The following is a 26309-nucleotide window of genomic DNA, read 5'->3' as shown; positions in this document are numbered from 1 at the left end:
ATGACCAACATCCAACAGGAGACCGAACCCACCATCGGTGCCCTCACCGAGGAGGCCGAGGCCGGTTCCACCCGGAGCATCGCGACCGCTCGTCGTGGCCGGCCGAAGGGCGGCATCCGTCGGTTCCTCCCCACGCTGACGCCGTGGCTCGTCACGGGCATCGTGCTCATCGTCGGCGTCGCCCTGTTCGGGCTGCTCGGCCCGCTGCTCGTCGGCGACCCGAGCGCCATCCGCGACTCGGGCATGCAGCCGCCGAGCGCCGACAACCTGCTCGGGACGACGCAGACCGGGCAGGACGTCCTCGCCCAGCTCGCGTTCGCCACCCGGGGCAGCCTGCAGATCGGTCTCATCGTCGGTGTCCTCGCCACGGTGCTGTCGGCGTTCTTCGGCATCCTCGGCGCGTACCTCGGCGGGATCATGGACGAGGCGTTCTCGCTCTTCTCGAACGTGTTCCTCGTGATCCCGGGCCTGCCGCTCGTCATCGTCATCTCGGGCCTCGTCCCGCAGGAGGCCCGCGGGCTCTGGACCATCGCCATCGTCCTCGCGATCACGTCGTGGGCCGGGTCCGCCCGGGTCCTCCGCGCGCAGACGATGTCGATCCGGAACCGCGACTACGTGTCCGCCGCACGGGTCGCCGGGGAACGACCGTGGCGGGTCATCGCGGTGGAGATCCTGCCGAACCTGCTGCCGGTGCTCGCGTCGCAGTTCGTGTTCGCCGTCATCGCCGCGATCCTCGGCGAGGCCGGGTTGTCCTTCCTCGGCCTCGGCGCCTCGAACTCGTCGACGCTCGGCACGATGCTCTTCTACGCGCAGAACGGCTTCGCGCTCGCCCAGGGCGCCTGGTGGTGGTTCGTCCCGCCGGGGCTCCTCATCGCACTGCTCGGCATGGGCCTCTCCCTCGTCAACTTCTCGATCGACGAGGTCATCAACCCGCGGCTCGCGAACGTGCGGGCGCAGCGCCGGCGTGAACGTCGTGCCCGTCGTGCGGCCCGCCGTGCCGGCCCAGGAGGCGCGGCTCGCCTCGCCGAGACCACCACCGACCGGAAGGGGGTCGCCCGATGACCCGGGACGCCGTCCTCACCATCGACCACCTCGACGTCGTCTACGAGACCGAGCACCCCGTGCACGCCGTCAAGGACGTCTCGCTGACGCTCGCACCCGGGGAGATCCTCGGGCTGGCCGGGGAGTCCGGCTGCGGCAAGACGACGCTCGCCTACGCCATCACCCGGCTGCACAAGCCGCCGGCGAAGGTGACGTCGGGCAGCATCACCTTCCACGACCGGGACGGCAGCGACGTCGACCTGCTCGGCCTCGGCGACGAACAGCTCCGTGCCGTCCGCTGGTCGAAGCTGTCGATGGTGTTCCAGGGGGCGATGAACGCGCTCAACCCGGTCACCACGATCCGGGCACAGCTCGACGACGCGCTCGTCGAGCACCGCCGCGGCATGCCCCGCAAGGAGCGTCGGGCGATCGCGGAGGACGCGCTCCGCCGGGTCGGGGTCGACCCGTCCCGCATCACGGCGTACCCGCACGAACTCTCCGGCGGCATGCGGCAGCGCGTGATGATCGCGATGGCGATGCTGCTCGAGCCGCAGGTCATGATCATGGACGAGCCGACCACCGCGCTCGACGTCGTCGTGCAGCGGGAGATCCTCCGCGAGATCGTCCGCCTGCGCGACGAGCTCGGCTTCGCGGTCGTGTTCATCACGCACGACCTGCCGCTGCTGCTCGAGATCAGCGACCGGATCGCGATCATGCTCCGCGGCGAGGTCGTCGAGTGCGCCACCGCCGACACCATCCAGCACGACCCGCAGCACCCCTACACCCGGCGGCTGCTGCAGTCCTTCCCGAGCCTGTCCGGCGCCCGCGGCGACTTCATCCGCACCGGGGCGAGCATCGACGGCTCGGACCTCGACACCCAGGAGGTCGTCCGATGACCAGTGTGACCGTCAGCCACCTCGGCAAGGACTTCCACACCCGGAAGGGCCTGCGCCGGACCACCCTCCGCGCCGTGGACGACGTGTCGTTCGAGCTCCTGCCCGGACGCACCGTCGCCCTCGTCGGCGAGTCCGGTTCGGGCAAGTCGACGATCGCCCGGATGCTCGCGAAGCTGGAGAGCACCACGCGCGGCTCGATCGACGTCCGGCTCGAGGACGGCACCCCCGTCGTCGGCAGCATGTACCGGCGGCACGTGCAGATGGTGTTCCAGGACCCCTTCGCGTCGCTCAACCCGTTCCACTCCATCGAGCACCACATCGCCCGCCCGCTGCAGCTCCACCACCGTGCACGCGGTGCCGAGGAGACCGCCGAACGCGTCCGGGAACTGCTCGGCCGCGTGAACCTCGACGAGGACTTCGCGTCCCGCCGCCCGCACGAGCTCTCCGGCGGGCAGCGACAGCGCGTCGCGATCGCCCGGGCCCTCGCACCCGGCGCGCAGGTGCTCATCGCCGACGAGCCCGTGTCGATGCTCGACGTGTCGATCCGGCTCAGCGTGCTCAACCTCATGGGCCGGCTGCAGCGCGAGGACCACCTCGCCGTGCTGTACATCACGCACGACCTCGCCACTGCGCGGCACTTCTCGGACGAGATCCTGGTGCTGTACCGCGGCCGGGTCGTCGAACGGGGACCCTCGGACGCGGTCATCCTCGACCCGCAGCACGACTACACCCGGCTGCTCGCCGAGGCCGCCCCCGACCCGGAGCGCACCGACCGCCGGGTGACCTCGGGGCCAGCGCTCGACCGCTCCACGATCGACAACACCATCTGCTACGACCACACCCTGGGGGAGTGGGTCACGAGTTCGCCGGCACCGGTCGGGGCGGTCCGGGCCGGGACGCCGTGAGTGCGTTCGTCGACTGGGTCACGCCCGGGTTCTCGGCACGGTTCCGGATCGCGTCGGACGGTCCGGTCGCCCTGGTGTCGTTCGTGCCGACCGGCGGGTCGCTCGCCGACGGCCCCGACGACCCGCAGCCGCTCGTCGAGCTGACCACCGTCGGCCACGGCAGGTTCCCCGGCGGGTTCCGGCACGTCGACTCCACCATCGGCGCACGGCTCCGGTACGTGTCGCACGACGACGCCCCCGTGTCCGTGGGCGGGACCGGATCAGGGCCCGCGGACACGACCGGGGCGGTGGACGGGACCGACCTGTGGTTCCGGATCGTGCAGGAGGACGCGGCCACGCGCCTCCAGGTCGTGTCCGTGTTCCGCGCGCGCGACGGCGTCGGAGCGTTCCGGACGTGGACGGAGGTGTCGGCGCCGGAGGGCGAGCACGTCGTCGACTTCGTCTCGTCCTTCGCGACCGGGGCGTTCCTGACCGACTCCGGTGCGACGGTCGACGAGCTGTCGTTGACGCACGCCGACAACGATTGGGCGGCCGAGAGCCGGTGGCGCACCGATCCGCTGCGGTCGATCGGGCTCGCTCGCATCGATCGCGAGGCGCAGCACCACCCGCCCCGCAGCCGCGCCGTCGTGCAGAACCGCGGCTCGTGGTCCACCGGTGAGGCGCTGCCGATCGGCGTGCTGCACGCTGCCGACTTCGCGCTCGTGTGGCAGGTCGAGCACAACGGGCCGTGGCTCTACGAGCTGGGGGAGACCCGGCGGCACGCGTACGTGCTGCTGAGCGGACCGACCGACCAGGAGCACCAGTGGAGCGCCGTCGTCGCTCCGGGACAGCCGTTCGTGTCCGTGCCGGTGTCCGTCGGGATCGCCGGCTCGGTCGGCGGCGCGTTCGCGGTGCTCACCCGGCAGCGACGGGCGTTCCGGCACGTGCGCGACGACGATCGTGCCCTGCCGCTGGTCTTCAACGACTACATGAACACGCTCATGGGCGACCCGACGACCGAGAAGCTCCTGCCGCTCATCGACGCGGCCGCCGACGCCGGTGCCGACCTGTTCTGCATCGACGCCGGCTGGTACGCCGAGGGGCACTGGTGGGACACCGTCGGCGCGTGGGAGCCCGCGGCGTCGCGGTTCCCGACCGGGCTCGGGTCCGTCATCGACCACATCCGTTCACGCGGCATGCAGGCCGGGCTCTGGCTCGAACCCGAGGTCATCGGGATCAACTCGCCGCTGGCGTCGTCGTTGCCGTCGTCCGCCTTCGTGCACCACCGCGGGGTGCGGGTCGCGGAGCACGGCCGGCACCTGCTCGACCTGCGCTCGCCGGATGCCCGGGCGCACCTCGACGCCGTCGTCGACCGGCTCGTCGGGACGCTCGGCGTGACGTTCTTCAAGATGGATAACAACACGATGACGGGGTCGTTCGACGGGCAGCTCGAGCACCAGCGGGCGCTATTGGACTGGCTCGACGACGTGCAGGCCCGCTACCCGTCGCTCCTCATCGAGAACTGCGCCTCGGGAGCGATGCGCGCCGACTTCGCGATGCTGTCCCGGCTGCACATACAGTCGACCTCGGACCAGCAGGACCCGGTGCTGTCCGCCACGATCGCCGCCGCAGCGCCCGCCGCGATGCTCCCCGAGCAGGCGGCGAACTGGGCGTACCCAGCGCCGTCGATGTCCGACGACCTGTTCACCCTGTCGCTGGTGAACGGGGTGCTCGGGCGGATGTACCTGTCGGGGTACCTCAACGAGATGTCGACCGCGCAGCTGGGGGTCGTGGCCGCGGCGATCGAGGCGCATCGGACCGTGCTCGCGGACGTCTCGTCGGCGCTGCCGGTGTGGCCGCTCGGGCTGCCCGGGTGGGAGGACACCTGGGTCGCGCTCGGCCTCGACGTGCCGGACGGGGACCTGTACCTGTCGGTGTGGGCGCTGCCGGGGGCGTCGTCGTCGGTGTCGTTGCCGCTGCCGGCGCTCGTGGGGCAGCCGGTGGCGGTGTCGCCGCTCTTCCCGACGGCGATCGGGGCCTGGGAGGTCTCGTGGGACGCCGACGCGGGGGTGCTGCACGTCGACCACGGCGGGGCCACCCCGACGGCCCGGGTGTTCCGCGTCCGGCGGGACCCGGGCGTCCGGTCGGGCGGGGCCGGCGCGGGGCGCTGACCGGGGCGGGCGCCGGATGGCAGACGGTGCACGTTCCGGGACGGGAGGCGCGGTGCGGGCAGGTGCCGCGCCTCCCGTCCGGTGGGGCGGAGGTGGGCGCGCGGCGCGGTGCGGTGCGGTTCGGTGTGGCGCGGACGGGATCGTGTGGTCGCCTTTGACCGTTCTGGTTCGGGATCCCCGGGGATCGCGAACCGGAGCGGTCACGCGCTCAGGAGTCCGGGCGGATCCAGTCCGTGAGGGGCTCGAAGGACGCCGGCGGCATGACCTCGTCGGGCTCGGCGGCTCGCACACCGGTGACGATCGTGACCGCTCCGTACTCCAGGGACCGGCGGGCGACGCCGTCGCGCTCGCCGACCACCAGGGTCGTGCGGACCGCCGGGTCCCCACGGTGCTCGAACGTGACCAGGACGGCGTGCCCGACCCCAGCGGAGCATCAGTTCGGGAACGGCCATCCGCACGACGGTGCCGGCGACCGTGCTGTGCTCGAACGAGTCCTCGAACCGGCCGTCCTCGTCGATGTCGAGCCGGAACTGTCAGTGCTCCCGCGGTGACTCCTGGTGGACGCCGTCGATGACGGTTCGTCCGGAGGGCGGCGAGCTCCTGGGCGACCGCGGGACCGTCGGGGCAGGGTCAGCGCAGCAGGCCGAGCTCCATCGCGCGGGTCACGGCGCGCGTCCGGTCGTTCACGCCGAGCTTCTCGAACACGTGCCCGAGGTGCGTCTTGACGGTGGTCTCGCTGAGGAAGAGCGTGCGGCCGATCGCCGGGTTCGAGTTGCCCTGCGCGACGAGCTGCAGGACCTCGAGTTCGCGCGGTGACAGTGTCGGCCCGGTCGTGGGCTTGCCGGTCGCCCGGCGGACGAGGGCAGCTGCAGCCGAGGGTGCGAGTGCCGTCCCACCGCGTGCCGTCGCGCGGAGGCCCGCGAGGATCTCCGACTCCGGCGCCGCCTTGAGCAGGTACCCCGCGGCACCGGCCTCGATCGCGGCGAGGATCTGGTCGTCCGACTCGTAGGTCGTGAGGATGAGCACGCGGACGCCCGGCTCGCGGGCGAGGATCCGCGCGGTCGCGTCGTCGCCGTCGAGGCCGGGCATGCGGAGGTCCATCAGGACGACGTCGGGTCGTTCGGCGAGCGTGATCGCGACCGCCGCCTCGCCGTCGCTCGCCTGCCCGACCACCTCGACGTCGTCGGCGTCCTGGAGCAGCGCGACGATGCCGGCGCGGACGATGGGGTGGTCGTCCGCCACGACGACGCGGATCACCGGTGCACCTCCGTCAGTGGTGCGTCGACTGCCGGGAGGCGCGGCTCGGCCCCGGTGGGCAGCGTCACCTCGACGACGGTGCCACGTCCGGCGTCGCTCGTGATCGCGCAGGTGCCGCCGGCGAGGGCGAGCCGCTCGCGCAGGCCCCGCAACCCGTGGCCCGCGGTCGGGAGGGACGCGTCGAAGCCGACGCCGTCGTCCGAGACCCGCAGGCCGACCCGGTCGGCTGCCACGTGCAGTGCGACCCGCGCCGTGGCGGCGTGGGCGTGCGCGCGGACGTTGGCCAGTGCCTCCTGGGCGGCGCGGAGCAGCACCACCTGCGCGTCGCGGTCCAGCGCGCAGTCCGCTGCCTCGACCGTGACCGGGACGCCGGTCTCGCGCGTGAACCGTTCGCCGAGGCGGTGCAGGGCGGCGCCGAGCCCGTCGCCCGCCACCCCGGCTGCACCCGCCGCGACGAGGGTGCGGGACTCTTCGAGCGCTGCGCGGGCTGACTCCTCGAGGATGGTGAGTCGCTCGTCGAGTCGGTCGACGCGTTCGGCCGCGAGGTCCCCGCGGGCGCGCTCGGTGAGCATGACGATGCCGGCGAGGTTCTGTGCGACGGTGTCGTGGATCTCGCGGGCGAGGCGTTCGCGTTCGCTCGTCACGCCGGCGCTGCGGTGGGCCTCGGCGAGGGAGTCCTGGGTCGCGCGGAGTTCGTCGAGCAGGCGGCGTCGTTCGTCGGAGAGCTCGGCGATCCGGGTGATCCAGAGTCCGAGCGCGCAGGCACCCGCGATGCTGACGCCCTCGATGAGGACCGTGCTGACGAGGCTGTCCGGGCCGCTCGCGATCTGGAGCCCGATCCCCGCGGCGACGCCGATCGCGACCGAGACCACCACCGCCGTCCGTGTCCGGTCGATCTGGCACCACGCGACGGGGAAGAGGATGCACTGCACGAGGGCAGTGCTCGGGACGACCGCGGGGAGCACGAGCGCCGCGAGCACCAGCAGCGGGACGAAGCCGGCGGCAGCGCGGGGGACCTCGTAGCCGCGCCACCCGTACGCCGCGTAGGCGACGGCGAGGACGCCGAGCATCGCGAACGCCGGCCAGCGGTTCGCCCACGGGGACCACCCGAGCACGGTGATCACCGCGACGAGGGCGATCGTGACGCCGAACGCCACGTGCAGGCCCCAGTTGCGGTGCGCCGTGATGCGGTCCATGGCCTCAGCATCCCATCGCCCGGATGCCGCCGAGCGGTTTTCCACAGGCTGGATCACGCGTCCTTGCGATTCCACCGGAACGTCAGCAGGCAGGCCACCGCGCCCACGACCAGCCACGCTGTCAGGACGAGGGCTCCGAGGGCGAGGTGCCACGCGCCTCCTGGCTCGGCGGACGCGAACGCGTCGGGCAGGAAGACCGACCGCATGCCGGACGCCATCCACCGCAGGGGGAAGACGGACGCGACGTTCTGCAGCCAGTCGGGGAGTTGCGTGAAGGGGAGGTAGACGCCGGAGATGAACTGGAGGACCAGGACGATGGGGACGATCGTGGCGGTGGCGCGGCGGCCCTCGCGGGGGAGCGCCGAGATCGCGATGCCGAGGACGCAGCTCGTCGCGACCCCGAGGAGCATGATGCCCGCGAAGTGCGCCCACGCGCCGCCGTCGGTGGGCAGGTCCACGCCGAAGACGAGGCTCGCGATCGCCAGCAGCAGAGCGGTCTGCACGACCGTCGTGACGAGGACCATGCCGATCTTGCCGATGAAGTAGCTCACCACCGGCAGGGGTGTGCCGCCCAGACGCTTCAGCGTGCCGTCGCTGCGTTCGCCCGCGATGTCGACACCGAGGGACTGCGTGCCGGACAGCAGGATGCCCGTCGCGACCAGGCCGGGCAGGTAGTACGTGGCGTAGTCGACGCTGACGTTCGGGCCTGCCTGGATGTCCGGCGCGCTGCTGAACGCGACCGAGAAGAGCGCCAGCATGACGATGGGGAAGAGGAAGGTGAAGAAGACGGCGTCGGGGGCTCGGAAGTACGAGCGGAGTTCGTAGCCGATGCGGTGCGCGCCGATCGTGGCGGCGTTCGTGGTGGTCGTGTTCGTCGTCGCGGTGCTCATCGGTGGTCGACCATTCCGAGGTAGACGTCCTCGAGGGACGGGCGGATGACTTCGAGGTCGTGCATGGGTTCCGGGGTGCTCCGGATCAGGGCGGTCGGTTCGTTCGTCCGCCGTTCGTGGGGTTCGCCGACGTCGTCACGCCACCTGACGCGTGGGGTGCGGGCCTCGGCGCCGCCGATCTCGTCGATCGGGGCGATGTCGAGCAGCCGGCCGTCGGCGATGACCGCTGCCCGGTCGGCGAGGTGTGCGGCCTCGTCGAGGTAGTGCGTGGTGAGGAGGATCGTCGTGCCCTCGCGCTTGACCTCGTCGATGAGGTCCCAGAAGCGGCGCCGGGCCTCCGGGTCGAAGCCGGTCGTGGGCTCGTCGAGGAAGAGGACCTCGGGGCGGCCGATGATCCCGAGGGCGACGTCGACGCGGCGACGCTGGCCGCCGCTCAGTCTGCTGATGCGGGTGTTGCGCTGCGGCTCGAGGCCGGTCTTCTCGAGGAGTTCCTCGACGCTGCGGTGCCGCGGGTACAAGGTCGTGAAGTGCCGGAGCTGTTCCGCGACGGTGACGTTGGGGGACTCGGCGCTGGTCTGCAGGACGATCCCGATGCGTGCGTTGTGGCTGCGGCTCGTGCGGGCGGGGTCGTGGCCGAGCACCCGGACGTCACCGTCGGTGTGGGTGCGGTAGCCCTCGAGGATCTCGACCGTGGTGGTCTTGCCGGCGCCGTTCGGGCCGAGGAGCGCGAAGGTCTCGCCGCGGGGGATGTCGAAGGAGACGTCGTCCACGGCGCGTTTGCCGGTGGCGTACTGCTTCGTGAGGTGGTGGACCTCGATGGCGGGGGTGTCGGGCATGGGTCCAGCCTGGCCGGTCGTGCCCGGTGGTGGCTCGGCCGGGTGGCTCGACCCACATCCTCCGATCGGGGGATACCGGAGCGGCGCCGATGGCCACCGATCTGTGCACAGTGACTCGTCTAAGGTGCCGATACTGATATGTTGCCGGTGGGATCGCGACGGAGGGCGTTGCGACGGACGGGGGAGACGATGGCTTATCTGCGGGTCTCGTACGCAACGCTCGACGGCGTGCACGACGCGCTGGACGCAGCGCAGGAGTTGTTCGCCAACGCCTCGGTGCCCACCGACGGCGGAGCGTTCGGCGCGGACGAGGTCACCGACGCCTTCACGGTGTTCCGTACATCGCAGGAGCGCTCGACCGGGTGGCTGGCAGACACGAGCCGAACGCTCGCGCAGTACGCGCACGACACGAAGTCGCTCGTGCAGGACGCCGACGCCGAGCTCGCGGGCAAGGTCGGCGGCAAGTGATGACCGCCGACCCGTTCGCCGGCGACCCCGGTGCCGTCGCGAAGCTCTCGAGTGGTCTCGCCGGCCACCAAGACGACCTCAGCGCCGGAGCCCACAGCGTCGCCCGCGCCGCGGAGGATGCGGACGACTGGAGGGGCGCCTCGAAGGATCGCTTCTCCGTCACCGTCGGCACCGTCCCGCGCGCGGCTCGACGCATCATCGGCCGGCTCGACGCGGCTGTCGACGTGCTCGACACCTACGCCGACGACGTTCGGGCGATCCAGGACGAGGCGGAGCAGATCCGTGCGGCACAGTTGACGAACGCCATGGAAGTCGCTGCGAACACCGTGTCGCTCTCCGCGGCGGTGGTGGCCGCCGCGGGGAAGGACGCCACCGAGGCTGACGGACGACAGGCCCGACGGCTGCGGTCCGACGCGGACGACCTCGCGGCGACGGCCTCGCGGCTGCAGGCGGAATGGGACGCGCTCGTCGAACGACGGGCCACCGCGGACCGTGCGGCGTCGGCCGGGCTGTCCGACACCGAGGTGCTCGGCGTGACGCCCTCGTACTCGGGGACGCTCGGCAGGATGGGCGACGCCGACTTCCTCGCCGCCGTCGCCGCGATGCCGCCCGAGGTCCTGGCGGCGCAGGACCGGTCGGTCGGTGATCGGCTCGCCGGGATGCCGCCCGAGACCGTGCAGGCGTGGTGGGACGGTCTCGGTGGGCGGGGATCCGGCGGGGTGCACTCGGCGGCGCAGGACGCGCTCATCACGGCGTTGCCGGCGGTGATCGGGAACCTGGACGGCGTGCCGTACTGGGCGCGGGACCAGGCGAACCGGTTGAGTGCGCAGCGGGCGTACGCGCAGGCGCAGGACGACCTGCGGGTTGCGAGGAGGCGCTACACACGGGCGATCGGTGGCCAGGGGCAGGTCGCGGCGGGGCACGCATTGAACGCGGCACTGCTGCGGTACAACCAGCTGAACAACTTCGTGGCCGGCGCGAGGACCGACCTGAACCTCCGGTATCCCCTGCCGCGACAGATGGTGGCCTTCCGCGACGGCCAGCCGCCGTTGGGCGCGTTCTCGGTCGGCGATCTGGACAGCGCGAGCAGCGTCACCTTCCTCGTCCCCGGTATGGGGAGCTCGCTGGCCGACACCACGCAGTACATGCGGACCGGATCGACCGTGCAGCAGTCGCAACAGCAGATGAGCGGCGATGCCAGCGCGTACGTGACGTGGCTCGGTTACGAGTCACCCCCGAACTTCCTCGCAACCGGTGACACGGCCGTTCTCCATGAGGACTCTGCCCGAGCTGGTGCTGCGACGCTCAGCGCAGACCTGGCTGGTGTCCGCGCCACCAGGCCGGACGTCCAGCTGAACGTCGTGGCCCACTCGTACGGTTCGACGACTGCCGCGCTCGCGCTCGCGAGCGACAGCGCCTTGAACATCCACTCCTTCGTCACGCTCGGATCGGCGGGCATCCCCTCGTCCGTCCCCGACGCCGCAGCGACCCACGCTGCCCACATGTATGCTGCGCAGGCCAACGAGAAGTGGGGCATCGCCGCGTTCGGGCGCACGTTCAGTGACCCGCACCGTGCAGACCCGACACAGGGTTTCGGCGCGACGGAGATGCACACGGATGGAACGAGGACGGTGAACGTACACGACCTCGCCGCCGACCCGGATTCCCGGAACGTCGGGTACCTCGACAGCGGCACGAAGACGCTGTTGGGAACTGCGAAAGCGACGATGCCGTGAACAGCTTGTCGAAGTCGTTCCTCGGGTTCGTCGCCGTGGTCGGCCTGCTCACGACGGCGACGGCCTGTGCTTCGAACGGGGGAGACAAGATGCAACCAGATGAGGCGAAGCAGAACGCCGTGGCGTTCCTGCGAGAGACGATGGATCACGAGCCGCTCGCATGGCCCGAGGTTCCGGACCCGGTAGCCACGCGGTGCTCCGACGGCGACGACGGGGTCCGGTTCCAGTACCTCGTGACGATCGACCAGAAGACCGATCCGAAGGAACTCGCCACTTCGTTCGAGGAGTTCTGGAGGGCGAAGGGGTTGGACGTGCGACCCTCGCAGGAGGACTTCGGGAAGTACGGCGTCGCGTACTCGGCGACCGCGCGCGTAGACGGGAAGCCCTGGGGATCGTTCCAGTTCAGTCAGCGCGGCATCAGCCTCTACGTCGACTCCCAGTGCGCCGAGGGCTCGCCGGACGACTACGAGGACTGATCGGTGCGGTCGAGAACGATCGGCTCCCAGTGGAAGCGGATCGCGCCGGTGCTCTCCGCGAGCTGTCTGACGATCTCCCTGACGGGGTGCACCGGGACGGCTCTGCAGCCCCCGGAGCAAGCCCGAGCCGCGGCCGTGGAACTGCTGCTGAAGACCGAGGCCGCGGTCGACGTTCCGTGGCCGGAGACACCGGAACCGTCTGCCGAGAAGTGCCCGGGCGGCGTCCGCTTCGGCTACTTCGTGCCGGTGAGGACCGAGACGGATGCCCGATCGGTCGCACAGACGTTTCAGCGCCTGTGGAAGTCCGAGGGGCTGACGGTCGAACCGTCGCAGAAGGATTTCGGCGGGGACGGCGCGATCCTCTACTCGGCGACGGCCGATGCTGACGGGGCCGCAGGTGCCGCGTACCGGGTGAACGCGACGTCGGTCGTCGTACGGATCACGTCACCGTGCGCCAGCGGGTCTGTCGACGACTACGACGAATGACGTGGGTGGTGTGAGCCGCCTGGGCCGAGCCCTCGCGGCGCTCGCCGGTGCGACGACCCTCGTGCTCTCGGGGTGCGGGATGACAAGAGCGGGACACGCCATGACCATCGACGAAGCACAATCGCAAGCGATCATCGAATTCCGGTCGGCGCTCGCGCTGGCTCCGGACACATGGCCGCAGGAGGTGCCGAAGGCAGCCGCGTACGACTGTCGGATCGACGGGGTGCGGGCCGTGCAGTTCGGGGACTACGTCGAGGTGGACGCTCCGGACGATCCCCGGACGCTCGTGGCACAGGCAGGTGAGCACTGGGAGCGCGAGGGCTACGAGTTGTCGAAGACCCAGACGGAGATGGACCCGGAGACCGGTCAGGTCTACGCCGTGGTGGCGCGAGCCGACGGCAAGCCCCGTGCGTCGATGGCAGCCACCAAGGTCCGCGCGCACGTCAACGTCGACTCGCGCTGCGTCCTCGGCGACCCGGACGACTACCGGTGACGGCCGGGGAACCCGAGTCCACCGCCGGGGAGAGCGCGACGGCTGACGACCTGCGGCTCACCGCGAGGCTTACGGCCGGCCCCCGGCCGCAGACGCCGTGGTGGCGCGCGAACAGCTGGCGCTCGCCCCCGCCTTGTAGCCGGCCCAGTGCCGGACTGGAGGCGCGGGTCGGCGGTGATCCGCGCCTCCAGTCCGACGGATGGTGCGTCCCGACCACCGCCACCGGCCCGCTCGCTGGGTACGGCTGAGCGACGTCCGGTAGACCGGAACGGTGAAGGTCGTAGGAGTCGAACAGTTCGGAGGGCCGGAGGCCCTCGCCGTCCACGAGGTGCCGGAGCCGCACGCTGGTGCAGGGTCCGTGCGGATCCGGGTGCAGGCGTTCGCCGTGAACCCGACCGACACCGGTGTGCGCGCCGGTCAGCGGGACAGCTCGCAGGCCTCGGCGCCGTACGTGCCGGGGATGGACGCCGCCGGGGTCATCGACGAGGTCGGGCCCGACGTCTCCGGGTGGGAGGTCGGCGACGAGGTCATGGCGATCGCGCTGCCGCTCAGCGCCCACGGGGGTGCGTACGTCGAGGAGCTCGTCGCGCCGGTCGGGTCGTTCACGCGGATCCCTCGGGGGAGGTCGCTTCCGCTTGCGTCCACGGTGCCGATGAACGGGCTGACGGCGTTGCAGATCCTCTCGCGGGCGGGGCTCGCTCCCGGGCAGACGCTCGCCGTGACCGGGGCTGCGGGGTTGCTCGGGAACTACGTCGTGCAGCTCGGGGTCGCTGCTGGACTCACCGTCATCGCCGATGCTGCTCCCGCGGACGAAGCACTCGTCCGGTCGCTCGGGCCGGCGCACATCGTGGAGCGAGGAGACGGGTTCGCTGCCGCGGTGCGTGCGCTCGTGCCGGAGGGGGTCGATGCGCTCGCCGATGCTGCGGTGCAGCGGGCTTCGGTGGTCGATGCCGTGCGCGACGGGGGAGTGTTCCTCGACGTGCGGGGGTGGGAAGGGAACGGGGCTCGGGGGATCCGGTTCGAGCAGATCGCCGTGTTCGCGGAGTACCGGTCGTTCGACAAGCTCGAGCAGCTGCGGCATGCGGTGGAGAGTGGGACGGTGACGCCGCGGGTTGCGGAGGTGCTGCCGGCCTCGCGGGCTGGGGAGGCGCATGAGCGGCTCGAGGCAGGGGGGACGCGGGGGCGGTTCGTGTTGACGTGGTGAGTTGACGAGAGCGTGAAGGTCGGGAGGCGCGGTGCAGGTTGGTGCCGCGTCTCTCGTCTGTCGGCGCCGGCGATTATTCGTAGTCTGTGATGTCGCCAGTCCCGCAAGCCGACTGGACCTCGATCGAGACGCGTCGCGGGCTGGCATTGACCGAGATGGATTCGACCGCCTGACCTGTGGTGACAGCTGACCAGAGCGGCCGACCGTCGTCGATCGTGTCCTGCTTGATGGTGACGTCGTAGTCGTGCTGCTTCCACGTCTTCGCAACCGCACGGACGAGCGACTCTGGATCCGTAGCGCCGGTCCGCTCCTGGTCCCACGAGAACGTGACGCCTGAGCTGTCGTTGCCCGTTGAGCACTCCGACGATGCGGGTCCGTCTGAGAGCGCGGTCCAATCACCGCCGGCAGCCTTCATCGTTCGCTTGACAAAAGCGACCACGTCGCCCCGTGCATTGGATGCCGATTCTCGATGTTGACCGGTCTGAGCGCACCCGACCAGGGAAGCGATCATGATCCACGTCATGATGAGGAGGAGCGCTCGAGCGAGGTTGATTTCAGAGCCCGTCACGGAGCCAGTCTTTCGATTCCACCAAGGCTGATGGCGCTCGTCACTCAACCGACGGCGACGCCCTTGCGCCGGTTGCACGGTCCGCACAGCACCTGGAGGTTCTCTGGCTCGCTGCTCCCGCCGCGTGACACCGGGATGATGTGATCGAACTGTAGCTCGATGTTCGAGCCGCAGGTGCCGCAGCGGCCGCCATCGCGAGCCCAGACGAGTTGCTTCACGTCCCTTGGGATTGCGCCGCGTCGGTGCTCCGCGGGCTGCGACGGACTGTTTGCGATGGTGTGTGCTCGAGCGATCGTCGCGGCCTGGCGTCGGTCCCTGGTCTCGAGCAACGCGAAGACCTGCTCGGGCAGAAGCGCGTCGTTGTCCCAGAACCATCGCCCGCGGAACCACCAGTACTGGCGCTCTTTCACACGCCCGATCTTGACCGGCTTACGATCAGATGAAGCGAAGGCCTCGCTGAGCTCGTCCTTCCGGAGCTTTGCACCCACGTAGTAGGTCGAGCGTCCGACGGTCAGCTCGACCCGGCCTCTGCGCGTGAACAAGTTCACGCGATGCCTCATCGACACGTTCTCGGCTCTACGTAGCACTGAATGTTCCCCTCACATCGTGGTCGCTCGCGCCGTCCATCTTCCCGTGAAGCGAGGAGTCGGGACAGCACCCATTCGGGTGGGAGCCGCCTTTCCTCGCCCCCTGTCGCTCGGCTGCGAGACGCCACCGGCCTGCTACCGTGCCGACATGAGCGATGAGGGGTTGCGCGGGGAGATTCGCGTGTTCGTCGAAGAGCGAGACTGGGCGCAGTTCCATTCACCGGAAAACCTGGCGAAGAGCATCTCGATCGAGGCCGGGGAGCTACTTGAGTGTTTCCAGTGGACCCCGGACGCCGACATTGATCGAGTCCGATCGGAACTCGCTGACGTCCTGACGTACTGCCATCTCCTCGCCGATCGACTCGGGTTCGATCCCGCGGAGATCATCCGCGAGAAACTCGCCATCACTCGGGACAAGTACCCGATCGATCAGGCCCGAGGACGAAGCACGAAGTATGACCAGCTTTGACATCGCGCAGCTCCCGTTCAACGAGCGACACCTGCGGCTGTGGCGCGAAGAAGACCCTCGGTTCCTGAACTGGCCGGTGGTCTACATCCTCGATGACGGCAAGCGTGTGTACGTCGGCGAGACCCTCAACACCGCTTCCCGCATGCGGCAGCACCTCGATTCCGCAGACCGTCGGTCGCTGAAGGCAGTGCGCCTGGTGCTCGACAGCACCTTCAACAAGTCAGTGTGTCTGGACCTGGAGTCGCAACTGATCGGTTTGTTCGCCGGCGATGACAAGTACACGGTCCTGAACAGCAACAAGGGTGTCGTCAACGCGGACTACTACGACCGGGCGAGGTACCGAGAGACCTTCGAGGAGATCTTCGAAGCGCTGCGCGAGCAGAAACTCTTCACACGCAGCATCGCCGAGATCGAGAACAGCGAGCTGTTCAAGCTTTCGCCGTTCAAGGCGCTCAACCGCGATCAGGCCGTCGTGATGGAGGACATCCTCGAGGGGCTGTTCGACGACTTGCTGACCGGCTCCAGCAGCACCATCGTCGTGCAGGGCGACCCGGGAACGGGCAAGACGATCGTCGCCGTCTACTTGCTCAAGCTTCTCCGAGACATCGCGAACGGCGTCGGGGTCGACGAGGTGGACGGCGACTCGATGTTCTCGGACTACTTCACCGAGGACAACCGTGACCTGCTGGCTGACTTTCGCATCGGTCTCGTCGTGCCGCAGCAGGCACTCCGCTCCTCGTTGAAGAGAGTGTTCCGCAAGACCCCTGGCCTCGAGAAGACGATGGTGCTCAGTCCCTTCGAAGTCGGGAAGAGTGCTGCGAAGTGGGACCTACTGGTCGTTGACGAGTCGCACCGACTGAACCACCGCGCGAATCAGGCATCGGGACCGCAGAACAAGAGCTTCGGCGAGATCAATCAGCAACTCTTCGGGGCTGATGAAGATCACTACACCCAACTCGATTGGATCCGGGACCGGAGCACGCACCAGATATTCCTCCTCGATTCTGAGCAGAGCGTACGGCCGGCCGATCTACCGCAGCAGCTGCAATCAGCACTCGTCGACACAGCGAAGCGACACGATCGGTACTACCGACTGTTCACCCAGATGCGAGTGCAAGGCGGGGCCGACTACGTGTCCTACGTGCGTGCGATCATGCGTGGGGAATCACCGGCGCCGAGAACGTTCGGCGAGTACGACTTTCGCATGTTCGACGACCTGGGCGAGATGCACGACGCCATCCGGGCACGCGACGACGAAGTAGGTCTCTCGCGGCTCGTCGCCGGCTACGCCTGGAAGTGGAAGAGCAAGCACGACAAGAGCGCCGTGGACATCGAGATCGACGGTCGAGAGCTCCAGTGGAACCAGACACAGACTGACTGGATCACCTCAGCGGGTGCGGTCGACCAAGTCGGCTCGATCCACACTGTGCAGGGGTACGACCTGAACTACGTCGGGGTCATCATCGGCCCTGACCTGCGATTCGACCCGGTCACGCAGGGGATCGTGTTTGACCGGTCGAACTACTTCGACAAGAAGGGCATGGAGAACAACCCGCGGCTCGGGATCACCTACACCGACGCCGATCTGCTGAGGCTGGTCTCCAACATCTACTCTGTTCTCCTCACGCGGGGAGTGCGTGGCACGTTCGTGTACGTCAGTGACCCCAATTTGCGAGCGCAATTGCGCGCGTACATGTAGCGGAAGTCCCCGCGACCTGCGCCTCCATGCGAAGCATGAGCAGTCAAGTGCGCTGAACGACCGGAGTTGGTCAGTTCCGGCGTCCGCCATTCGCAGACCAGCCGGACCTCGGTCGCGCTCCGCATCTTGAATGCCAGTCGAACAGCGCCCGGTCAGGTGAGCCTGGTCGTTCCGTCGTGTCGGCGGCTGTCCTCAGGAACTCGAACGTGGCCGATGTTCTCGCGTGCACCCTCTTTGGGGGCGCAGCCGCTCTGGCAAGTCGGGAAGCCGTTCGCCTACCGTTCCCATAACGAGGGGAATGGTAATGGTCTGGGACATCCCGATCGGCTCGAGCATCGCCCGGCGCGAGCTGCACAACCGCTTCGGCGGAAGCTGGCAGGGCGGCATCACCCGTGCTACGAAGACGGATGAGATGTTCGTCTTCACGAATGACGGCGGTGGAGAGCACGGCTACGGCGTGCACGAGGGTCTCCGCGCCGATGGTGTGTTCCGCTACACCGGACAAGGGCAGAACGGTGATCAGAAGCTCACTGGGAACAACAAGGCCCTCGCGGAATCCGAGGAGATCGGTCGCCCGATCCGCGTGTTCCGGGGCCAGGGCACGGTTACCTACGTCGGGAGCTTCGCGCTCGACGATCCGTCGTACACCTTGGAACGATTCCCCGGGACCGGCTCGTCCCATGAGCGGGACGGGCTGGTGTTCAACCTCGTCGCAGTCGACGCGAACACGTCGCTCTTGCCAGCCCTCGTCGACGAGGCGGGCGCGCCTTCGAGCGCAGGGCCCGCGACCGTCGTGCCTCCGGCCATGACCCCGTGGCAACCGCTCGACTTCAGTGAGTACCAGGTGCGCAGGGTCGACGAAGGCGAGTCGGTGCGGTCCGTCTCCCGTCGTGAGTTCGAGCTGCAGTCGCGATTCGGCGAATGGCTCCGTGCTCGCGGTGAAGACGTGCAGGTGCTTCGTCTCACGGAGGACGGGGTGACGATCGTGCCTGACTTGTACGTCCCGACGTTGAGCCAGGTCGTCGAGGCGAAGAAGTCGACCGCCCGCGCCTACGTCCGAACTGCGATCGGGCAGGCACTCGACTACGCGGCGGTCGCGCGACGTCGCGGTCTGTCGGTGACTCCGGCCGTCGTTCTGCCGTCCGAACCGGATGCTTCGATGGTGGAGCTCTGCACCTCGGTCGGGATCACCGTGTGGTGGCCGAGCTCGAGTGGGGACTTCCGGGAAGTCAGGCCGTAGCCGGTCCGTCGGTCAGCACCCGCACGGTGGGGAGATCGGGCGTGGCCCATCGGCGCGAGCCGAGGTCGGTGGGGGAGAGCCAGCGCAGCTCGTCGTGGTCGGTGCTCGACGTCGGCCCGGGTCCGAACCACGGGACACGGTACGTGGCGAGGTCGATGGCGATGCCGCCCACACGGGTGACGGAGCGGTCGATCGGCTCGCCGATGACGACGTCGAGGCTGAGCTCCTCGCGCAGTTCTCGTCGCAGGGCTTCCTCAGCGGATTCTCCCGGCTCCACCTTCCCGCCGGGGAACTCCCACTGGCCCGCCGCAGATCGACCCGGGGCTCTTCGGCAGGCGAGTACACGACCGTCGGGCTGGGTGAGTACGCCGGCGACGACTTCGATCATGCGTTCCATCCTGCCCGGCGTCCTCACCGCGGTACCAGCGATCGCACTCCACTGGTCGAGGGCGTGCTCCACGGATGCGGCGGCGTGCTCGGGACGGTCGTGCTCCCAGAACACCAACACACGCCAGCCATCCGACACCAGCATCGCCTGGTTCTGTGCGTCCCTCTGGCGATTGGCGAGCAACTTCCGACGCCAGAGCTCAGCGTTCGCCTTCGGCAGATGGGCGTGCTCCTCGCAGTAGTGCCAGAAGCACCCATCGACGAAGACGGCGATCCGTGCTCGCGGGAAGACGATGTCGGGTCGAACGCGGGACTGCCGGCTGACCTGACGGTCGACGAAGAACCGCCGGCCTCGCCGGTGCAGCTCTCGACGCAACGCCAGCTCGGGCGCCGTGTCGCGCCGACCGAAGCGAGCCATGTGCCGTCGCCGAGCGTCGTCCGCTTCCCATTCCTCCACGCCCCGATCCTCGTCGGCCGGTCATCGCTGCGAGGACCGAGGCGCGGATCTGTGGATCGACGCGTGTCGAACGACCCGGTGAGGGAGCGAACGATCAGCGACTGGTACCTGACGCAGCCGCGATCGGCACATCGAGCGGCGCGTCCGGCGCGACAGGGTCTCCCGGCGAAGCCGCCGACTGCGCCTCGAGATCAGCCCGCACCGAGTCCGACACGCCAAAGAACATCGTCGCCACGAACCCCACCACGTACGCCACCACGAGCCCCGACCCGTACCCGAGCAACGCCCAGCCGTAGCCCGACGACCCGTTCAGCAGCGGGATGAGCGACAGGTCCGACGCCCCGATGGCGATCGCCCCCACGGAGTGCCCGAGCTGGTCGAACAGCCCGACGACCCCGCCACCGAACGCCCCACCGATGCAGGCGGTGATGAACGGCCGCCCGAGGGGGAGCGTCACCCCGTAGATCAGCGGCTCGCCGACCCCGAGGAACCCTGCCGGCAGTGCCCCACGGATCGTCCGCACGAGCGAGGCGTTCGACCGGAACCGCACCCACAGCGCGATGCACGCACCGATCTGCCCGGCGCCACCCATCGCCAGCACGGGCAGCAGCACGGTCCACCCGGTCTGCTCGATGAGCGTCGCGTGGATGGGGATCAGCCCCTGGTGCATCCCCGTCATGACGAGCGGCAGGAAGAGCCCGCCGAGGATGAACCCGGCGAAGGCCCCGCCGTTCGCGAGCAGCCAGGTCGCCGCGGTGCCGATGGCGACGGAGACGACGCCGGCGACGGACATCAGGATGCCGAGCGTCACGGACCCGGCGACGAGCACGGTCACGGTCGGCACGACGATGAGCGCGATGACGTCGGGCGTGACCTTCCGCATGAAGCGCTCCACGTACGCCGCGAGGATGCCGCCCGCCAGCGCTCCGAGCACACCGCCCTGCCCGGGCGCCAGGGTCTCGCCGAACACGGTCACGTTCGCGACACCGGCGGCGACGATGATGCCGCCGACGGCACCGCCGAGGATGGGCGTCCCGCCGAACTCCTTCGCGGCGTTCATCCCGACGAACACGGCGAGCAGGGACAGGAACCCGGAGGACAGCACGCCGAGGAACGGCGTCACCCCGGGCAGCCACCCGAGGTTCGTCAGGATGCCGTTGATCCCGGCGATGAGCCCGCAGGCGATCAGCGCGGGGATGAGCGGGATGAAGATGGCCGAGATGCGACGGATGGCACGCATGGTGCGGCCGTCGGAACGGGCACGGGCGGATGCCTTGATCGACGCGCCCCGCGCTGCCAGCTCCTCGGGCGACACCGAAGCCGAGGACGCACCCGGAACAGGAGCAGCACGCAAGGACCCGAGCGAATCAGCCACCCGGTCCACCAACCCCGGCCCGAGCACGATCTGCAGGTTGGACCCGGCGGCGATCGCTGCCATGACCCCCTCGGTGGCCTGGAGCGCCGGCAGATCAACAGAGGAAGGAGAAGCCACCTCGACCCGCAGCCGGGTCATGCAGTTCTCGACGTCGGCGATGTTCGAAGACCCGCCGACGGTGTCGAGGATCTGTTGTGCGAGTTGCTGTGCATCGGTCATTGATGGTGCTCCTCGGGGGAAGGAAGGACGAACGGGAAGGATCAGGAAAGAACGGCGCGCAAGGAACCGTCAGCAGCAGCGAGCCGAGAACGGACGACGGACGCCGACGACCCGGTGAGGATCATCGCGATGGCCGTCTTCACCTCGCCGTCGGCAGCATCGAGGGCAGCAGCGACGTCGGAGGACGCAGCCCCGGTCACGTCCTGTACGAGCGAGAACGACCGTGCGACGAGCTTCTCGTTCGTCGCACGCACGTCGACCATCCGGTTGCCGTACGTCTTGTTGCTGCGCACCATCGCCAGCGTGGTGAGCATGTTGAGGACGAGCTTCTGCGCGGTCCCCGCCTTCAGACGGGTGGACCCGGCGATGAACTCGGGACCGACGACCACGTCGATGGCGATGTCGGCTTCCCGCCCCGCGGCCGAGTCGGGGTTGCACGCGACGGAGACGGACAGGGCGGACCTGCGCCGCGCCTCCAGGATGGCCGCGATGACGTAGGGCGTCCTGCCGGACGCGCTGATCCCGACGACCACGTCGTCGGCCGTCAGGCCGAGCGCGTCGAGGTCGCGGACGGCGGCTGCTTCGTCGTCTTCCGCGCCTTCGACGGCGGTGGTGAGGGCGACGGAACCGCCGGCGATGACGCCGACGACCTGCGCGGGGTCGGTGCCGAAGGTGGGCGGGCACTCGCTGGCGTCGAGGACGCCGAGCCGGCCCGGCGTGCCGGCGCCGACGTAGATCAGGCGGCCGCCGCGCGAGAACGCTGCGGCGATCGAGTCGGCGGCGAGGGCGATGGCCGGGAGGCACGGCTCGAGTGCCGCGGGCACGCTGCGGTCGAGCGCGTTCATGCGCTGGGCAGCCTCGAGGGTGGAGACGAGGTCGATGTCGTCGAGGGACGAGTCGGTGGCCTCGGTCGCGAGGTGCTGCAGCTCCTCGCGGAGGTCGTCGTGGTGGTGCATGGTGCTCGATTCAGGAACGGTGGTGCGTGCGGACCGCGTGGCGGCTGCGTGCGAGGAGCGGGCGGGAGCGTTCGTCGGTGCGCTGGGCGACGACGATGAACAGGGCGTCGACGATGGCGAGCTGGCTCATCCGGCTGCCCATCGCGGCGGGGCGGAGGTCGCTCTCGGCGCCGGCGACCCCGAGCAGGACGTGGTCGGTGTGGTGGGTCAGCGGCGAGGTGGCGTGGCCGGTGATCGCGACGACGGTGGCCTCGTGCATCTTGGCCTCGGTGGCGACCTCGAGCGCCTCGACCGTGGTGCCGGAGTGGCTCGTGATGACGAGGACGTCCTTCGGGCCGAGGACGCTCGCGAGGGTCAGGGCGTTGTGCGGGTCGTCCGCGATCGAGCTCGCGATGCCGATGCGTTCGAGCTTGAGGTGGAGGTCGCGGGCGACGATGCCGCTCGCGCCGACGCCGTACAGGACGACCCGCCGGGCCTCGCTGATGCGGACCGCTGCGGCTTCGAGGGTGAACGGGTCGAGCGTGGCGCGCGTGTCGCTCATCACGGCGCGGACGTCCTCGGTGACCTTCGCGATGACGGTGGTGACGTCGTCGTCGACGCTGACGCCCGCGTGGATCTCGGTCTCGCGCCGCTCGTGGATGCCTCGCTCGACGGCGCGGGTCATGCTGCGCTGGAGTGCGGCGAAGTTCGCGAACCCGAGGTGCTGGGCGAAGCGGGAGACGGTCGCGGGGGACACCCCGGCGCGGTCGGCGAGCTCGGCGGCGCTCGTGGTGGCCGCGGTGCCGGGGTCGTCGAGTACGGCGTCGGCGATCGCGCGCATGCTCGTCGGCATCGCGCCGGACTGGGTCCGGACGAGGGCGAACGCGTCGGCGCGGTCGGTACGGTCAGCGATCGTCATGCGATCCATGAAAGCGCATTGCACCGACACTCGCCAGTGCTGCAAGTTACTTTCGTTTTTCGTCGGCGCGTTCCGTGAGCAGAAAGTGTCGGGTCGGCGCCTCGGACCCGACACTTTCTGCTCACCAAGCAGGCGACCTCAGGCGCGCCGGTACCGGGTCGCCGGTTTGCCCGGGCCCGCGGCAGCGCGCGACCCCGTGTCGACGAGCAGCGGCAGCATCGCCCGGCGGAACGAGTCGGGCAGGAGCCGCTCGCCACGGACGGCCTCGTGCACGTGCCGCAGTTCCGACATCGTGAACGGCTCGGGCAGGAGGCCTCGCGGATCGGGTGCCGCAGCGTACGACGCCCGCAAGGATGCCACCGCGAACGCCACGATGTCGTCGTGCCCGTGCACCATCCCCGTCGCGGTGTCGACCGGGACCAGCCGCGCCTGTGACGAGTTCAGCGACGACAGTGCGGCGAAGGGCACCACGTCGAGGTGCGCCACCGACAGCACCCATCCCCGGTCGTCCCGCGCGGGGTCGTCGAACACGTGCAGCTGCGTCGGCGCCAGCCCCGTCACGCCGGCCTTGTCCGACAGCGACCGCAGGACTGCCGACGCCAACCGCTCGCCCTCGTGCACGAAGGTCCCCGGCAGTCGCCAGTCGCCGTCGGTCGCGTCGCACACCTGCAGGACGGAGAGGTCGCCCCCGGTCGACACCGTCAGCACCGCGGTGTCGACGGCGACGGACGGCCGCGGGTAGTCCGTCAGCCGCTTGCCGCTCGCATCGCGGTACTGGTTCGCCATGGCAGCGAGTTTACGCACACTTGCGCAAACTGCGACGATCGTGCAGACTCGGTTTTACGCAATTCCGCGCAAACCTGAGGAGGCGGCCGTGCTGACCACCGAACAGACCGACCGGGCGATCGGTGCCGTGATCGGCTCCGCCGCGGGCGACGCGCTCGGCGCGGGCTACGAGTTCCGCCCCGCCGTCCCCGAACCCACCCCGATCCGGATGGCCGGCGGCGGCTCGTTCGGCTGGGCTCCGGGGGAGTGGACGGACGACACGAGCATGGCCGTCCCGATCCTCCGCACGCTCGCGCGCGGCGGCGACCCGGCATCCGAGGAAGCGCTCGACGGCCTCGTCGCGGCCTGGGCAGCGTGGGCGGTCACCGCGCCCGACGTCGGCATCCAGACGCGCAACGTCCTCACGGGTCTGGAGGCGCGGGTCGCCTCCCACGCACGCGCTGCGGCCCGGCAGGAACACGAGTACAAGGGGCGGTCGGCCGGCAACGGATCGCTCATGCGGACGGCACCGCTCGTGCTCGGGTACCTGACCGGCGCGGCCGACGAGGAGCTCCGGCTCGCCGAGGCCGCCCGGGCGATCAGCGACCTCACGCACGACGAGTCGGACGCCGGGGACGCGTGCGTGCTCTGGTGCGTGGCGATCCGGCACGCGGTGCTCACCGGCGAGCTCGACGTGCTGCGGGGCCTCGACCTGCTCGACCTCGAGAAGCGTCGGCTGTGGGTGGACCGGCTCGTCACGGCAGAGCACTCCGAGCCGGTCGACTTCACGGACTCGAACGGGTGGGTGGTGTCCGCGATGCAGGCCGCGTACTCGGCGGTCAAGCGGAGTTCGTCGCTCGAGGACGCCCTCGTCCGCGCGGTCCGGACCGGGAACGACACCGACACGGTGGCCGCGATCGCCGGTGGGCTGGCGGGTGCGCTGTACGGCGCGGCTGCGCTGCCGGCCGAGTGGCGCGAGCTCCTGCACGGGTGGCCGAGCCTGCGCGCGGACGACCTGGTCGCGCTGAGCGAGCAGGCGCTCGCGACGCACTGAGCCGACGCGCGCTCGAGTCGTGGCGGCGGAGGATGTCGTGGGGGGATCCTCCGCCGCCACCTGTGGGGCGGAGGCGAGCCGCGCCTCCAGTCCGTCCGTTCAGAGCGCGCTGCGCGCCCGCTCCACCGCCTCGATGAACCGGGGGATGCCCCACATCAGGAAGGTCGGCTCGATCCCGCTCCGCAGGGTGATCCGGACCTTCTTCCGCAGGCCGCTCGACACGTCGTCGAGTCGGGCGATCTCCTCGACGGGGATCCCGAAGTCGGAGCGGGCGAAGTTGAGCGGGTGGGCGTGGAACCAGATGACCTCGGGCGTGAGGGTGAGGCGACCGCCGACCTCGATCCGGCGGCTCGGGCGGGAGCTGGTCGGGGGCGCGTAGCCGGGGATGATGTCGGCCGCGCCGGAGTTCTCGTGGTCGGCGAGGTAGGTCGCGACCTTCTTGAGCAATGGTGTGGTGTGGTCCCCCATGCGGTCAGCCTACGAGACGGGGCACGGATGCCAGGAGGCGCGGATCACCTCGACGACGCGACCTGCGTCGCGGGGGCGGGTCGCGCCTCCAGGCCCGTGATCAGACCGCGGACCGCTGGCGGAAGACGCCTGCGCGGACCAGCCACACGTAGAGGAGGCAGCCGATGCAGACGTCGAAGACGGCGTTGAGGAACGCGGCGACGAGTGCGATCGCCGCACCGATGGGGGCCGCGTACGGGACGCCGACGAGCGCGAACACGAGGGCGAGGGCCGTGATGACGAGGCCGACCTGCTGGGCGAAGGTCGGGGGTTCCGGGGCCTCGAGCTCGGCGGGCGGGCCGAGCCTCGGGCGGACGAGCCGGCGGAACAACGCGCCGTAGGGGTGGCGGCGGATGCCGGCGATGCCGCCGATGGCGAAGAACACGACGATGACGGCGAGCAGTGCGATACCGATCGGCCATGTCGCGGGGATCAGGGTGAGGACGATCGTCGCCGCGAGGAGGACGGTCGTGATGGCGGCGCCGAACCTCGGGGAACGGGGGTCGATGCCGCGGGCGGGGTCGATCGTGGCGGTCATGGGGACTGGTCTCCGGGGGTCGTTGCTGGTGCTGCTGCTGGTGCTGTGAGGACGGTGTCGAGGGCTGCGGTGAGCTCGGCGGGTCGTGGCGGGCCGCCGAACCGGGTGTGCACCGCGCGGCCTCGGTCGAGGAGCAGGACCGTGGGGGTCTGCATGACCGCGAAGCGTCGGGCGAGCTCGGGGCGTTCCGCGAGGTCGATCTCGAGACGGGTGACGCCGGGGTGCGCGGCGGCGAGGGCGTCGAGCTGGCGCCGGGTGGCCGGGCAGCGGGCGCAGGTGGGGGTGGAGAACTGGACGAGGGTGGCCTCGGTGCCGAAGGCCTCGGCGGGGGCGAGGTCGGCGGTCGTCGGGTCGGTGGTGGTGGTGCGGGTGTCGTTCGTCCGCATGGGGCGGGCCCGGCCGGTCCGGGCGCGCAGGAGCAGGCCGAGGGCCGTGGCGAGTGCGAGGACTCCCACGAGGACGGCGACTGCTGCGGCGACGGTCATGTCGCGACGGTACGTCCTCAGGTGGTCGGGAGCATCGACATGACCGCGTGTGACGAGCCGCGGCGTCCGGT

The 26309-nt window shown here is 70.0% G+C and carries 29 protein-coding genes and 1 pseudogene; 14 read left to right on the top strand and 16 right to left on the bottom strand.

From position 1 onward, the window contains the following. Genes JSX79_RS10810 through JSX79_RS10795 form a run of 4 tightly spaced genes read left to right on the top strand, consistent with a single transcriptional unit; the run spans position 1 to position 4992 of the window. Positions 1-1062, top strand: coding sequence for an ABC transporter permease (locus JSX79_RS10810; RefSeq protein ID WP_229086195.1), 1062 nt, complete (start codon positions 1-3; stop codon positions 1060-1062). Continuing rightward, a complete protein-coding gene (locus JSX79_RS10805; RefSeq protein WP_092387808.1) occupies positions 1059-1937 on the top strand; it encodes an ABC transporter ATP-binding protein in 879 nt (292 codons plus the stop codon). The genes JSX79_RS10810 and JSX79_RS10805 overlap by 4 nt, the downstream gene beginning before the upstream one ends. Then, on the top strand, positions 1934-2842 hold the full coding sequence (locus tag JSX79_RS10800) for an ABC transporter ATP-binding protein (RefSeq protein ID WP_229086193.1): 909 nt from the start codon (positions 1934-1936) through the stop codon (positions 2840-2842). Before JSX79_RS10805 ends, JSX79_RS10800 begins: the two co-directional genes overlap by 4 nt. Further along, entirely contained in the window at positions 2788-4992 is a 2205-nt protein-coding gene (locus JSX79_RS10795; RefSeq protein ID WP_229086191.1) for a glycoside hydrolase family 36 protein, read from the top strand. The genes JSX79_RS10800 and JSX79_RS10795 overlap by 55 nt, the downstream gene beginning before the upstream one ends. A 208-nt stretch (positions 4993-5200) precedes the next feature. Here the strand turns inward: JSX79_RS10795 and JSX79_RS10790 are convergent, their stop codons facing one another. From JSX79_RS10790 to JSX79_RS10770, 5 genes are all read right to left on the bottom strand, one after another. Beyond that, positions 5201-5350 (bottom strand): hypothetical protein, encoded by a 150-nt coding sequence (locus JSX79_RS10790; RefSeq protein WP_229086189.1) that lies wholly within the window; start codon positions 5348-5350, stop codon positions 5201-5203. Between the two features lie 272 nt (positions 5351-5622). Next, on the bottom strand, positions 5623-6249 hold the full coding sequence (locus JSX79_RS10785; RefSeq protein WP_070418542.1) for a response regulator transcription factor: 627 nt from the start codon (positions 6247-6249) through the stop codon (positions 5623-5625). Further along, positions 6246-7445 (bottom strand): histidine kinase, encoded by a 1200-nt coding sequence (locus JSX79_RS10780; RefSeq protein WP_229086187.1) that lies wholly within the window; start codon positions 7443-7445, stop codon positions 6246-6248. The genes JSX79_RS10785 and JSX79_RS10780 overlap by 4 nt, the downstream gene beginning before the upstream one ends. Positions 7446-7498: 53 nt before the next feature. Beyond that, the gene (locus JSX79_RS10775) at positions 7499-8335 is read right to left on the bottom strand and encodes an ABC transporter permease (RefSeq protein ID WP_229086186.1); all 837 of its coding nucleotides are present in this window, start codon (positions 8333-8335) and stop codon (positions 7499-7501) included. Further along, the gene (locus JSX79_RS10770) at positions 8332-9171 is read right to left on the bottom strand and encodes an ABC transporter ATP-binding protein (RefSeq protein WP_229086184.1); all 840 of its coding nucleotides are present in this window, start codon (positions 9169-9171) and stop codon (positions 8332-8334) included. Before JSX79_RS10770 ends, JSX79_RS10775 begins: the two co-directional genes overlap by 4 nt. Positions 9172-9360: 189 nt before the next feature. Here JSX79_RS10770 and JSX79_RS10765 point away from each other — a divergent pair, with 189 nt between their 5' ends. The 6 genes from JSX79_RS10765 (at position 9361) to JSX79_RS18675 (ending at position 14034) form a co-directional block, all read left to right on the top strand. Then, positions 9361-9639, top strand: coding sequence for a hypothetical protein (locus tag JSX79_RS10765; protein ID WP_229086182.1), 279 nt, complete (start codon positions 9361-9363; stop codon positions 9637-9639). Then, a complete protein-coding gene (locus JSX79_RS10760; protein ID WP_229086181.1) occupies positions 9639-11375 on the top strand; it encodes an alpha/beta hydrolase in 1737 nt (578 codons plus the stop codon). The genes JSX79_RS10765 and JSX79_RS10760 overlap by 1 nt, the downstream gene beginning before the upstream one ends. A gap of 35 nt (positions 11376-11410) precedes the next feature. Continuing rightward, complete coding sequence (locus tag JSX79_RS10755) at positions 11411-11851, top strand: hypothetical protein (RefSeq protein WP_229086179.1); 441 nt, start codon at positions 11411-11413, stop codon at positions 11849-11851. Positions 11852-11854: 3 nt separating this feature from the next. Further along, positions 11855-12337: a hypothetical protein gene (locus tag JSX79_RS10750; protein ID WP_229086178.1), complete on the top strand. Its 483-nt coding sequence runs from the start codon at positions 11855-11857 to the stop codon at positions 12335-12337. Positions 12338-12437: 100 nt separating this feature from the next. Then, positions 12438-12830 carry a hypothetical protein gene (locus JSX79_RS10745; protein WP_229086176.1) on the top strand — a complete coding sequence of 131 codons (393 nt, stop codon included), beginning with the start codon at positions 12438-12440 and terminating at the stop codon, positions 12828-12830. A 271-nt stretch (positions 12831-13101) separates the two neighbouring features. Continuing rightward, positions 13102-14034: an NADP-dependent oxidoreductase gene (locus JSX79_RS18675; RefSeq protein WP_229086174.1), complete on the top strand. Its 933-nt coding sequence runs from the start codon at positions 13102-13104 to the stop codon at positions 14032-14034. A gap of 73 nt (positions 14035-14107) precedes the next feature. Here JSX79_RS18675 and JSX79_RS10735 read toward each other — a convergent pair whose 3' ends face one another. Together JSX79_RS10735 and JSX79_RS10730 are read right to left on the bottom strand one after the other, a co-directional pair. After that, the gene (locus JSX79_RS10735; RefSeq protein ID WP_229086173.1) at positions 14108-14602 is read right to left on the bottom strand and encodes a hypothetical protein; all 495 of its coding nucleotides are present in this window, start codon (positions 14600-14602) and stop codon (positions 14108-14110) included. Between the two features lie 44 nt (positions 14603-14646). Beyond that, entirely contained in the window at positions 14647-15150 is a 504-nt protein-coding gene (locus JSX79_RS10730; RefSeq protein WP_175473620.1) for an HNH endonuclease, read from the bottom strand. A gap of 187 nt (positions 15151-15337) precedes the next feature. Here JSX79_RS10730 and JSX79_RS10725 point away from each other — a divergent pair, with 187 nt between their 5' ends. The 3 genes from JSX79_RS10725 to JSX79_RS10715 all read left to right on the top strand — a co-directional run bounded on the left by JSX79_RS10725 (position 15338) and on the right by JSX79_RS10715 (position 18597). Then, positions 15338-15658 carry a nucleotide pyrophosphohydrolase gene (locus JSX79_RS10725; protein ID WP_229086171.1) on the top strand — a complete coding sequence of 107 codons (321 nt, stop codon included), beginning with the start codon at positions 15338-15340 and terminating at the stop codon, positions 15656-15658. Then, on the top strand, positions 15645-17357 hold the full coding sequence (locus JSX79_RS10720) for a DUF2075 domain-containing protein (RefSeq protein ID WP_229086170.1): 1713 nt from the start codon (positions 15645-15647) through the stop codon (positions 17355-17357). Before JSX79_RS10725 ends, JSX79_RS10720 begins: the two co-directional genes overlap by 14 nt. A 304-nt stretch (positions 17358-17661) precedes the next feature. Further along, the gene (locus JSX79_RS10715; RefSeq protein ID WP_229086169.1) at positions 17662-18597 is read left to right on the top strand and encodes a YDG/SRA domain-containing protein; all 936 of its coding nucleotides are present in this window, start codon (positions 17662-17664) and stop codon (positions 18595-18597) included. On the opposite strand, the gene JSX79_RS10710 is transcribed toward JSX79_RS10715, so the two are convergent. From JSX79_RS10710 to JSX79_RS10685, 6 genes and pseudogenes are all read right to left on the bottom strand, one after another. Further along, entirely contained in the window at positions 18587-18985 is a 399-nt protein-coding gene (locus JSX79_RS10710; protein ID WP_229086204.1) for a (deoxy)nucleoside triphosphate pyrophosphohydrolase, read from the bottom strand. The two genes, JSX79_RS10715 and JSX79_RS10710, sit on opposite strands and share 11 nt — an antisense overlap. A gap of 108 nt (positions 18986-19093) precedes the next feature. After that, positions 19094-19441: pseudogene (vsr, locus tag JSX79_RS10705) on the bottom strand (DNA mismatch endonuclease Vsr); the annotation flags it as partial. A 94-nt stretch (positions 19442-19535) separates the two neighbouring features. After that, a complete protein-coding gene (locus tag JSX79_RS10700; protein WP_229086166.1) occupies positions 19536-21035 on the bottom strand; it encodes a PTS transporter subunit EIIC in 1500 nt (499 codons plus the stop codon). Between the two features lie 41 nt (positions 21036-21076). Beyond that, entirely contained in the window at positions 21077-21991 is a 915-nt protein-coding gene (murQ, locus tag JSX79_RS10695) for an N-acetylmuramic acid 6-phosphate etherase (protein ID WP_229086165.1), read from the bottom strand. A 10-nt stretch (positions 21992-22001) separates the two neighbouring features. Continuing rightward, positions 22002-22889 (bottom strand): MurR/RpiR family transcriptional regulator, encoded by an 888-nt coding sequence (locus JSX79_RS10690; RefSeq protein ID WP_229086163.1) that lies wholly within the window; start codon positions 22887-22889, stop codon positions 22002-22004. 138 nt (positions 22890-23027) lie between these two features. Further along, the gene (locus JSX79_RS10685) at positions 23028-23675 is read right to left on the bottom strand and encodes an NUDIX domain-containing protein (protein WP_229086162.1); all 648 of its coding nucleotides are present in this window, start codon (positions 23673-23675) and stop codon (positions 23028-23030) included. A gap of 88 nt (positions 23676-23763) precedes the next feature. Between JSX79_RS10685 and JSX79_RS10680 the strand changes: the two genes are divergently transcribed. After that, a complete protein-coding gene (locus tag JSX79_RS10680; protein WP_229086160.1) occupies positions 23764-24708 on the top strand; it encodes an ADP-ribosylglycohydrolase family protein in 945 nt (314 codons plus the stop codon). 99 nt (positions 24709-24807) lie between these two features. On the opposite strand, the gene JSX79_RS10675 is transcribed toward JSX79_RS10680, so the two are convergent. The 3 genes from JSX79_RS10675 to JSX79_RS10665 form a co-directional block, all read right to left on the bottom strand. Further along, positions 24808-25176, bottom strand: a complete 369-nt coding sequence (locus tag JSX79_RS10675) for a hypothetical protein (protein ID WP_070418565.1) — start codon at positions 25174-25176, stop codon at positions 24808-24810. Between the two features lie 100 nt (positions 25177-25276). After that, positions 25277-25753, bottom strand: coding sequence for a DUF4395 domain-containing protein (locus tag JSX79_RS10670; RefSeq protein WP_229086159.1), 477 nt, complete (start codon positions 25751-25753; stop codon positions 25277-25279). Beyond that, entirely contained in the window at positions 25750-26238 is a 489-nt protein-coding gene (locus tag JSX79_RS10665) for a thioredoxin family protein (protein ID WP_229086157.1), read from the bottom strand. The genes JSX79_RS10670 and JSX79_RS10665 overlap by 4 nt, the downstream gene beginning before the upstream one ends. Positions 26239-26309: the final 71 nt, after the last annotated feature.

Origin of the sequence: Curtobacterium sp. GD1 (assembly GCF_020882855.1) — a bacterium.
Lineage (GTDB): Bacteria > Actinomycetota > Actinomycetes > Actinomycetales > Microbacteriaceae > Curtobacterium.
This window is presented reverse-complemented; position numbering and strand designations above follow the sequence as displayed.

What these genes read in the sequence shown, in the direction of transcription:
- JSX79_RS10760 (WP_229086181.1), top strand. Translation starts at nt 9,639, where the DNA reads ATGACCGCCGACCCGTTCGCCGGCGACCCCGGTGCCGTCGCGAAGCTC.
- JSX79_RS10715 (WP_229086169.1), top strand. Translation starts at nt 17,662, where the DNA reads ATGGTCTGGGACATCCCGATCGGCTCGAGCATCGCCCGGCGCGAGCTG.
- JSX79_RS10690 (WP_229086163.1), bottom strand. Translation starts at nt 22,889, where the DNA reads ATGACGATCGCTGACCGTACCGACCGCGCCGACGCGTTCGCCCTCGTC.
- JSX79_RS10725 (WP_229086171.1), top strand. Translation starts at nt 15,338, where the DNA reads ATGAGCGATGAGGGGTTGCGCGGGGAGATTCGCGTGTTCGTCGAAGAG.
- JSX79_RS10770 (WP_229086184.1), bottom strand. Translation starts at nt 9,171, where the DNA reads ATGCCCGACACCCCCGCCATCGAGGTCCACCACCTCACGAAGCAGTAC.
- JSX79_RS10710 (WP_229086204.1), bottom strand. Translation starts at nt 18,985, where the DNA reads ATGATCGAAGTCGTCGCCGGCGTACTCACCCAGCCCGACGGTCGTGTA.
- JSX79_RS10805 (WP_092387808.1), top strand. Translation starts at nt 1,059, where the DNA reads ATGACCCGGGACGCCGTCCTCACCATCGACCACCTCGACGTCGTCTAC.
- JSX79_RS10780 (WP_229086187.1), bottom strand. Translation starts at nt 7,445, where the DNA reads ATGGACCGCATCACGGCGCACCGCAACTGGGGCCTGCACGTGGCGTTC.
- JSX79_RS10800 (WP_229086193.1), top strand. Translation starts at nt 1,934, where the DNA reads ATGACCAGTGTGACCGTCAGCCACCTCGGCAAGGACTTCCACACCCGG.
- JSX79_RS10775 (WP_229086186.1), bottom strand. Translation starts at nt 8,335, where the DNA reads ATGAGCACCGCGACGACGAACACGACCACCACGAACGCCGCCACGATC.
- JSX79_RS10665 (WP_229086157.1), bottom strand. Translation starts at nt 26,238, where the DNA reads ATGACCGTCGCCGCAGCAGTCGCCGTCCTCGTGGGAGTCCTCGCACTC.
- JSX79_RS10810 (WP_229086195.1), top strand. Translation starts at nt 1, where the DNA reads ATGACCAACATCCAACAGGAGACCGAACCCACCATCGGTGCCCTCACC.
- JSX79_RS10745 (WP_229086176.1), top strand. Translation starts at nt 12,438, where the DNA reads ATGACCATCGACGAAGCACAATCGCAAGCGATCATCGAATTCCGGTCG.
- JSX79_RS10720 (WP_229086170.1), top strand. Translation starts at nt 15,645, where the DNA reads ATGACCAGCTTTGACATCGCGCAGCTCCCGTTCAACGAGCGACACCTG.
- JSX79_RS10700 (WP_229086166.1), bottom strand. Translation starts at nt 21,035, where the DNA reads ATGACCGATGCACAGCAACTCGCACAACAGATCCTCGACACCGTCGGC.
- JSX79_RS10685 (WP_229086162.1), bottom strand. Translation starts at nt 23,675, where the DNA reads ATGGCGAACCAGTACCGCGATGCGAGCGGCAAGCGGCTGACGGACTAC.
- JSX79_RS10670 (WP_229086159.1), bottom strand. Translation starts at nt 25,753, where the DNA reads ATGACCGCCACGATCGACCCCGCCCGCGGCATCGACCCCCGTTCCCCG.
- murQ (WP_229086165.1), bottom strand. Translation starts at nt 21,991, where the DNA reads ATGCACCACCACGACGACCTCCGCGAGGAGCTGCAGCACCTCGCGACC.
- JSX79_RS10765 (WP_229086182.1), top strand. Translation starts at nt 9,361, where the DNA reads ATGGCTTATCTGCGGGTCTCGTACGCAACGCTCGACGGCGTGCACGAC.
- JSX79_RS10675 (WP_070418565.1), bottom strand. Translation starts at nt 25,176, where the DNA reads ATGGGGGACCACACCACACCATTGCTCAAGAAGGTCGCGACCTACCTC.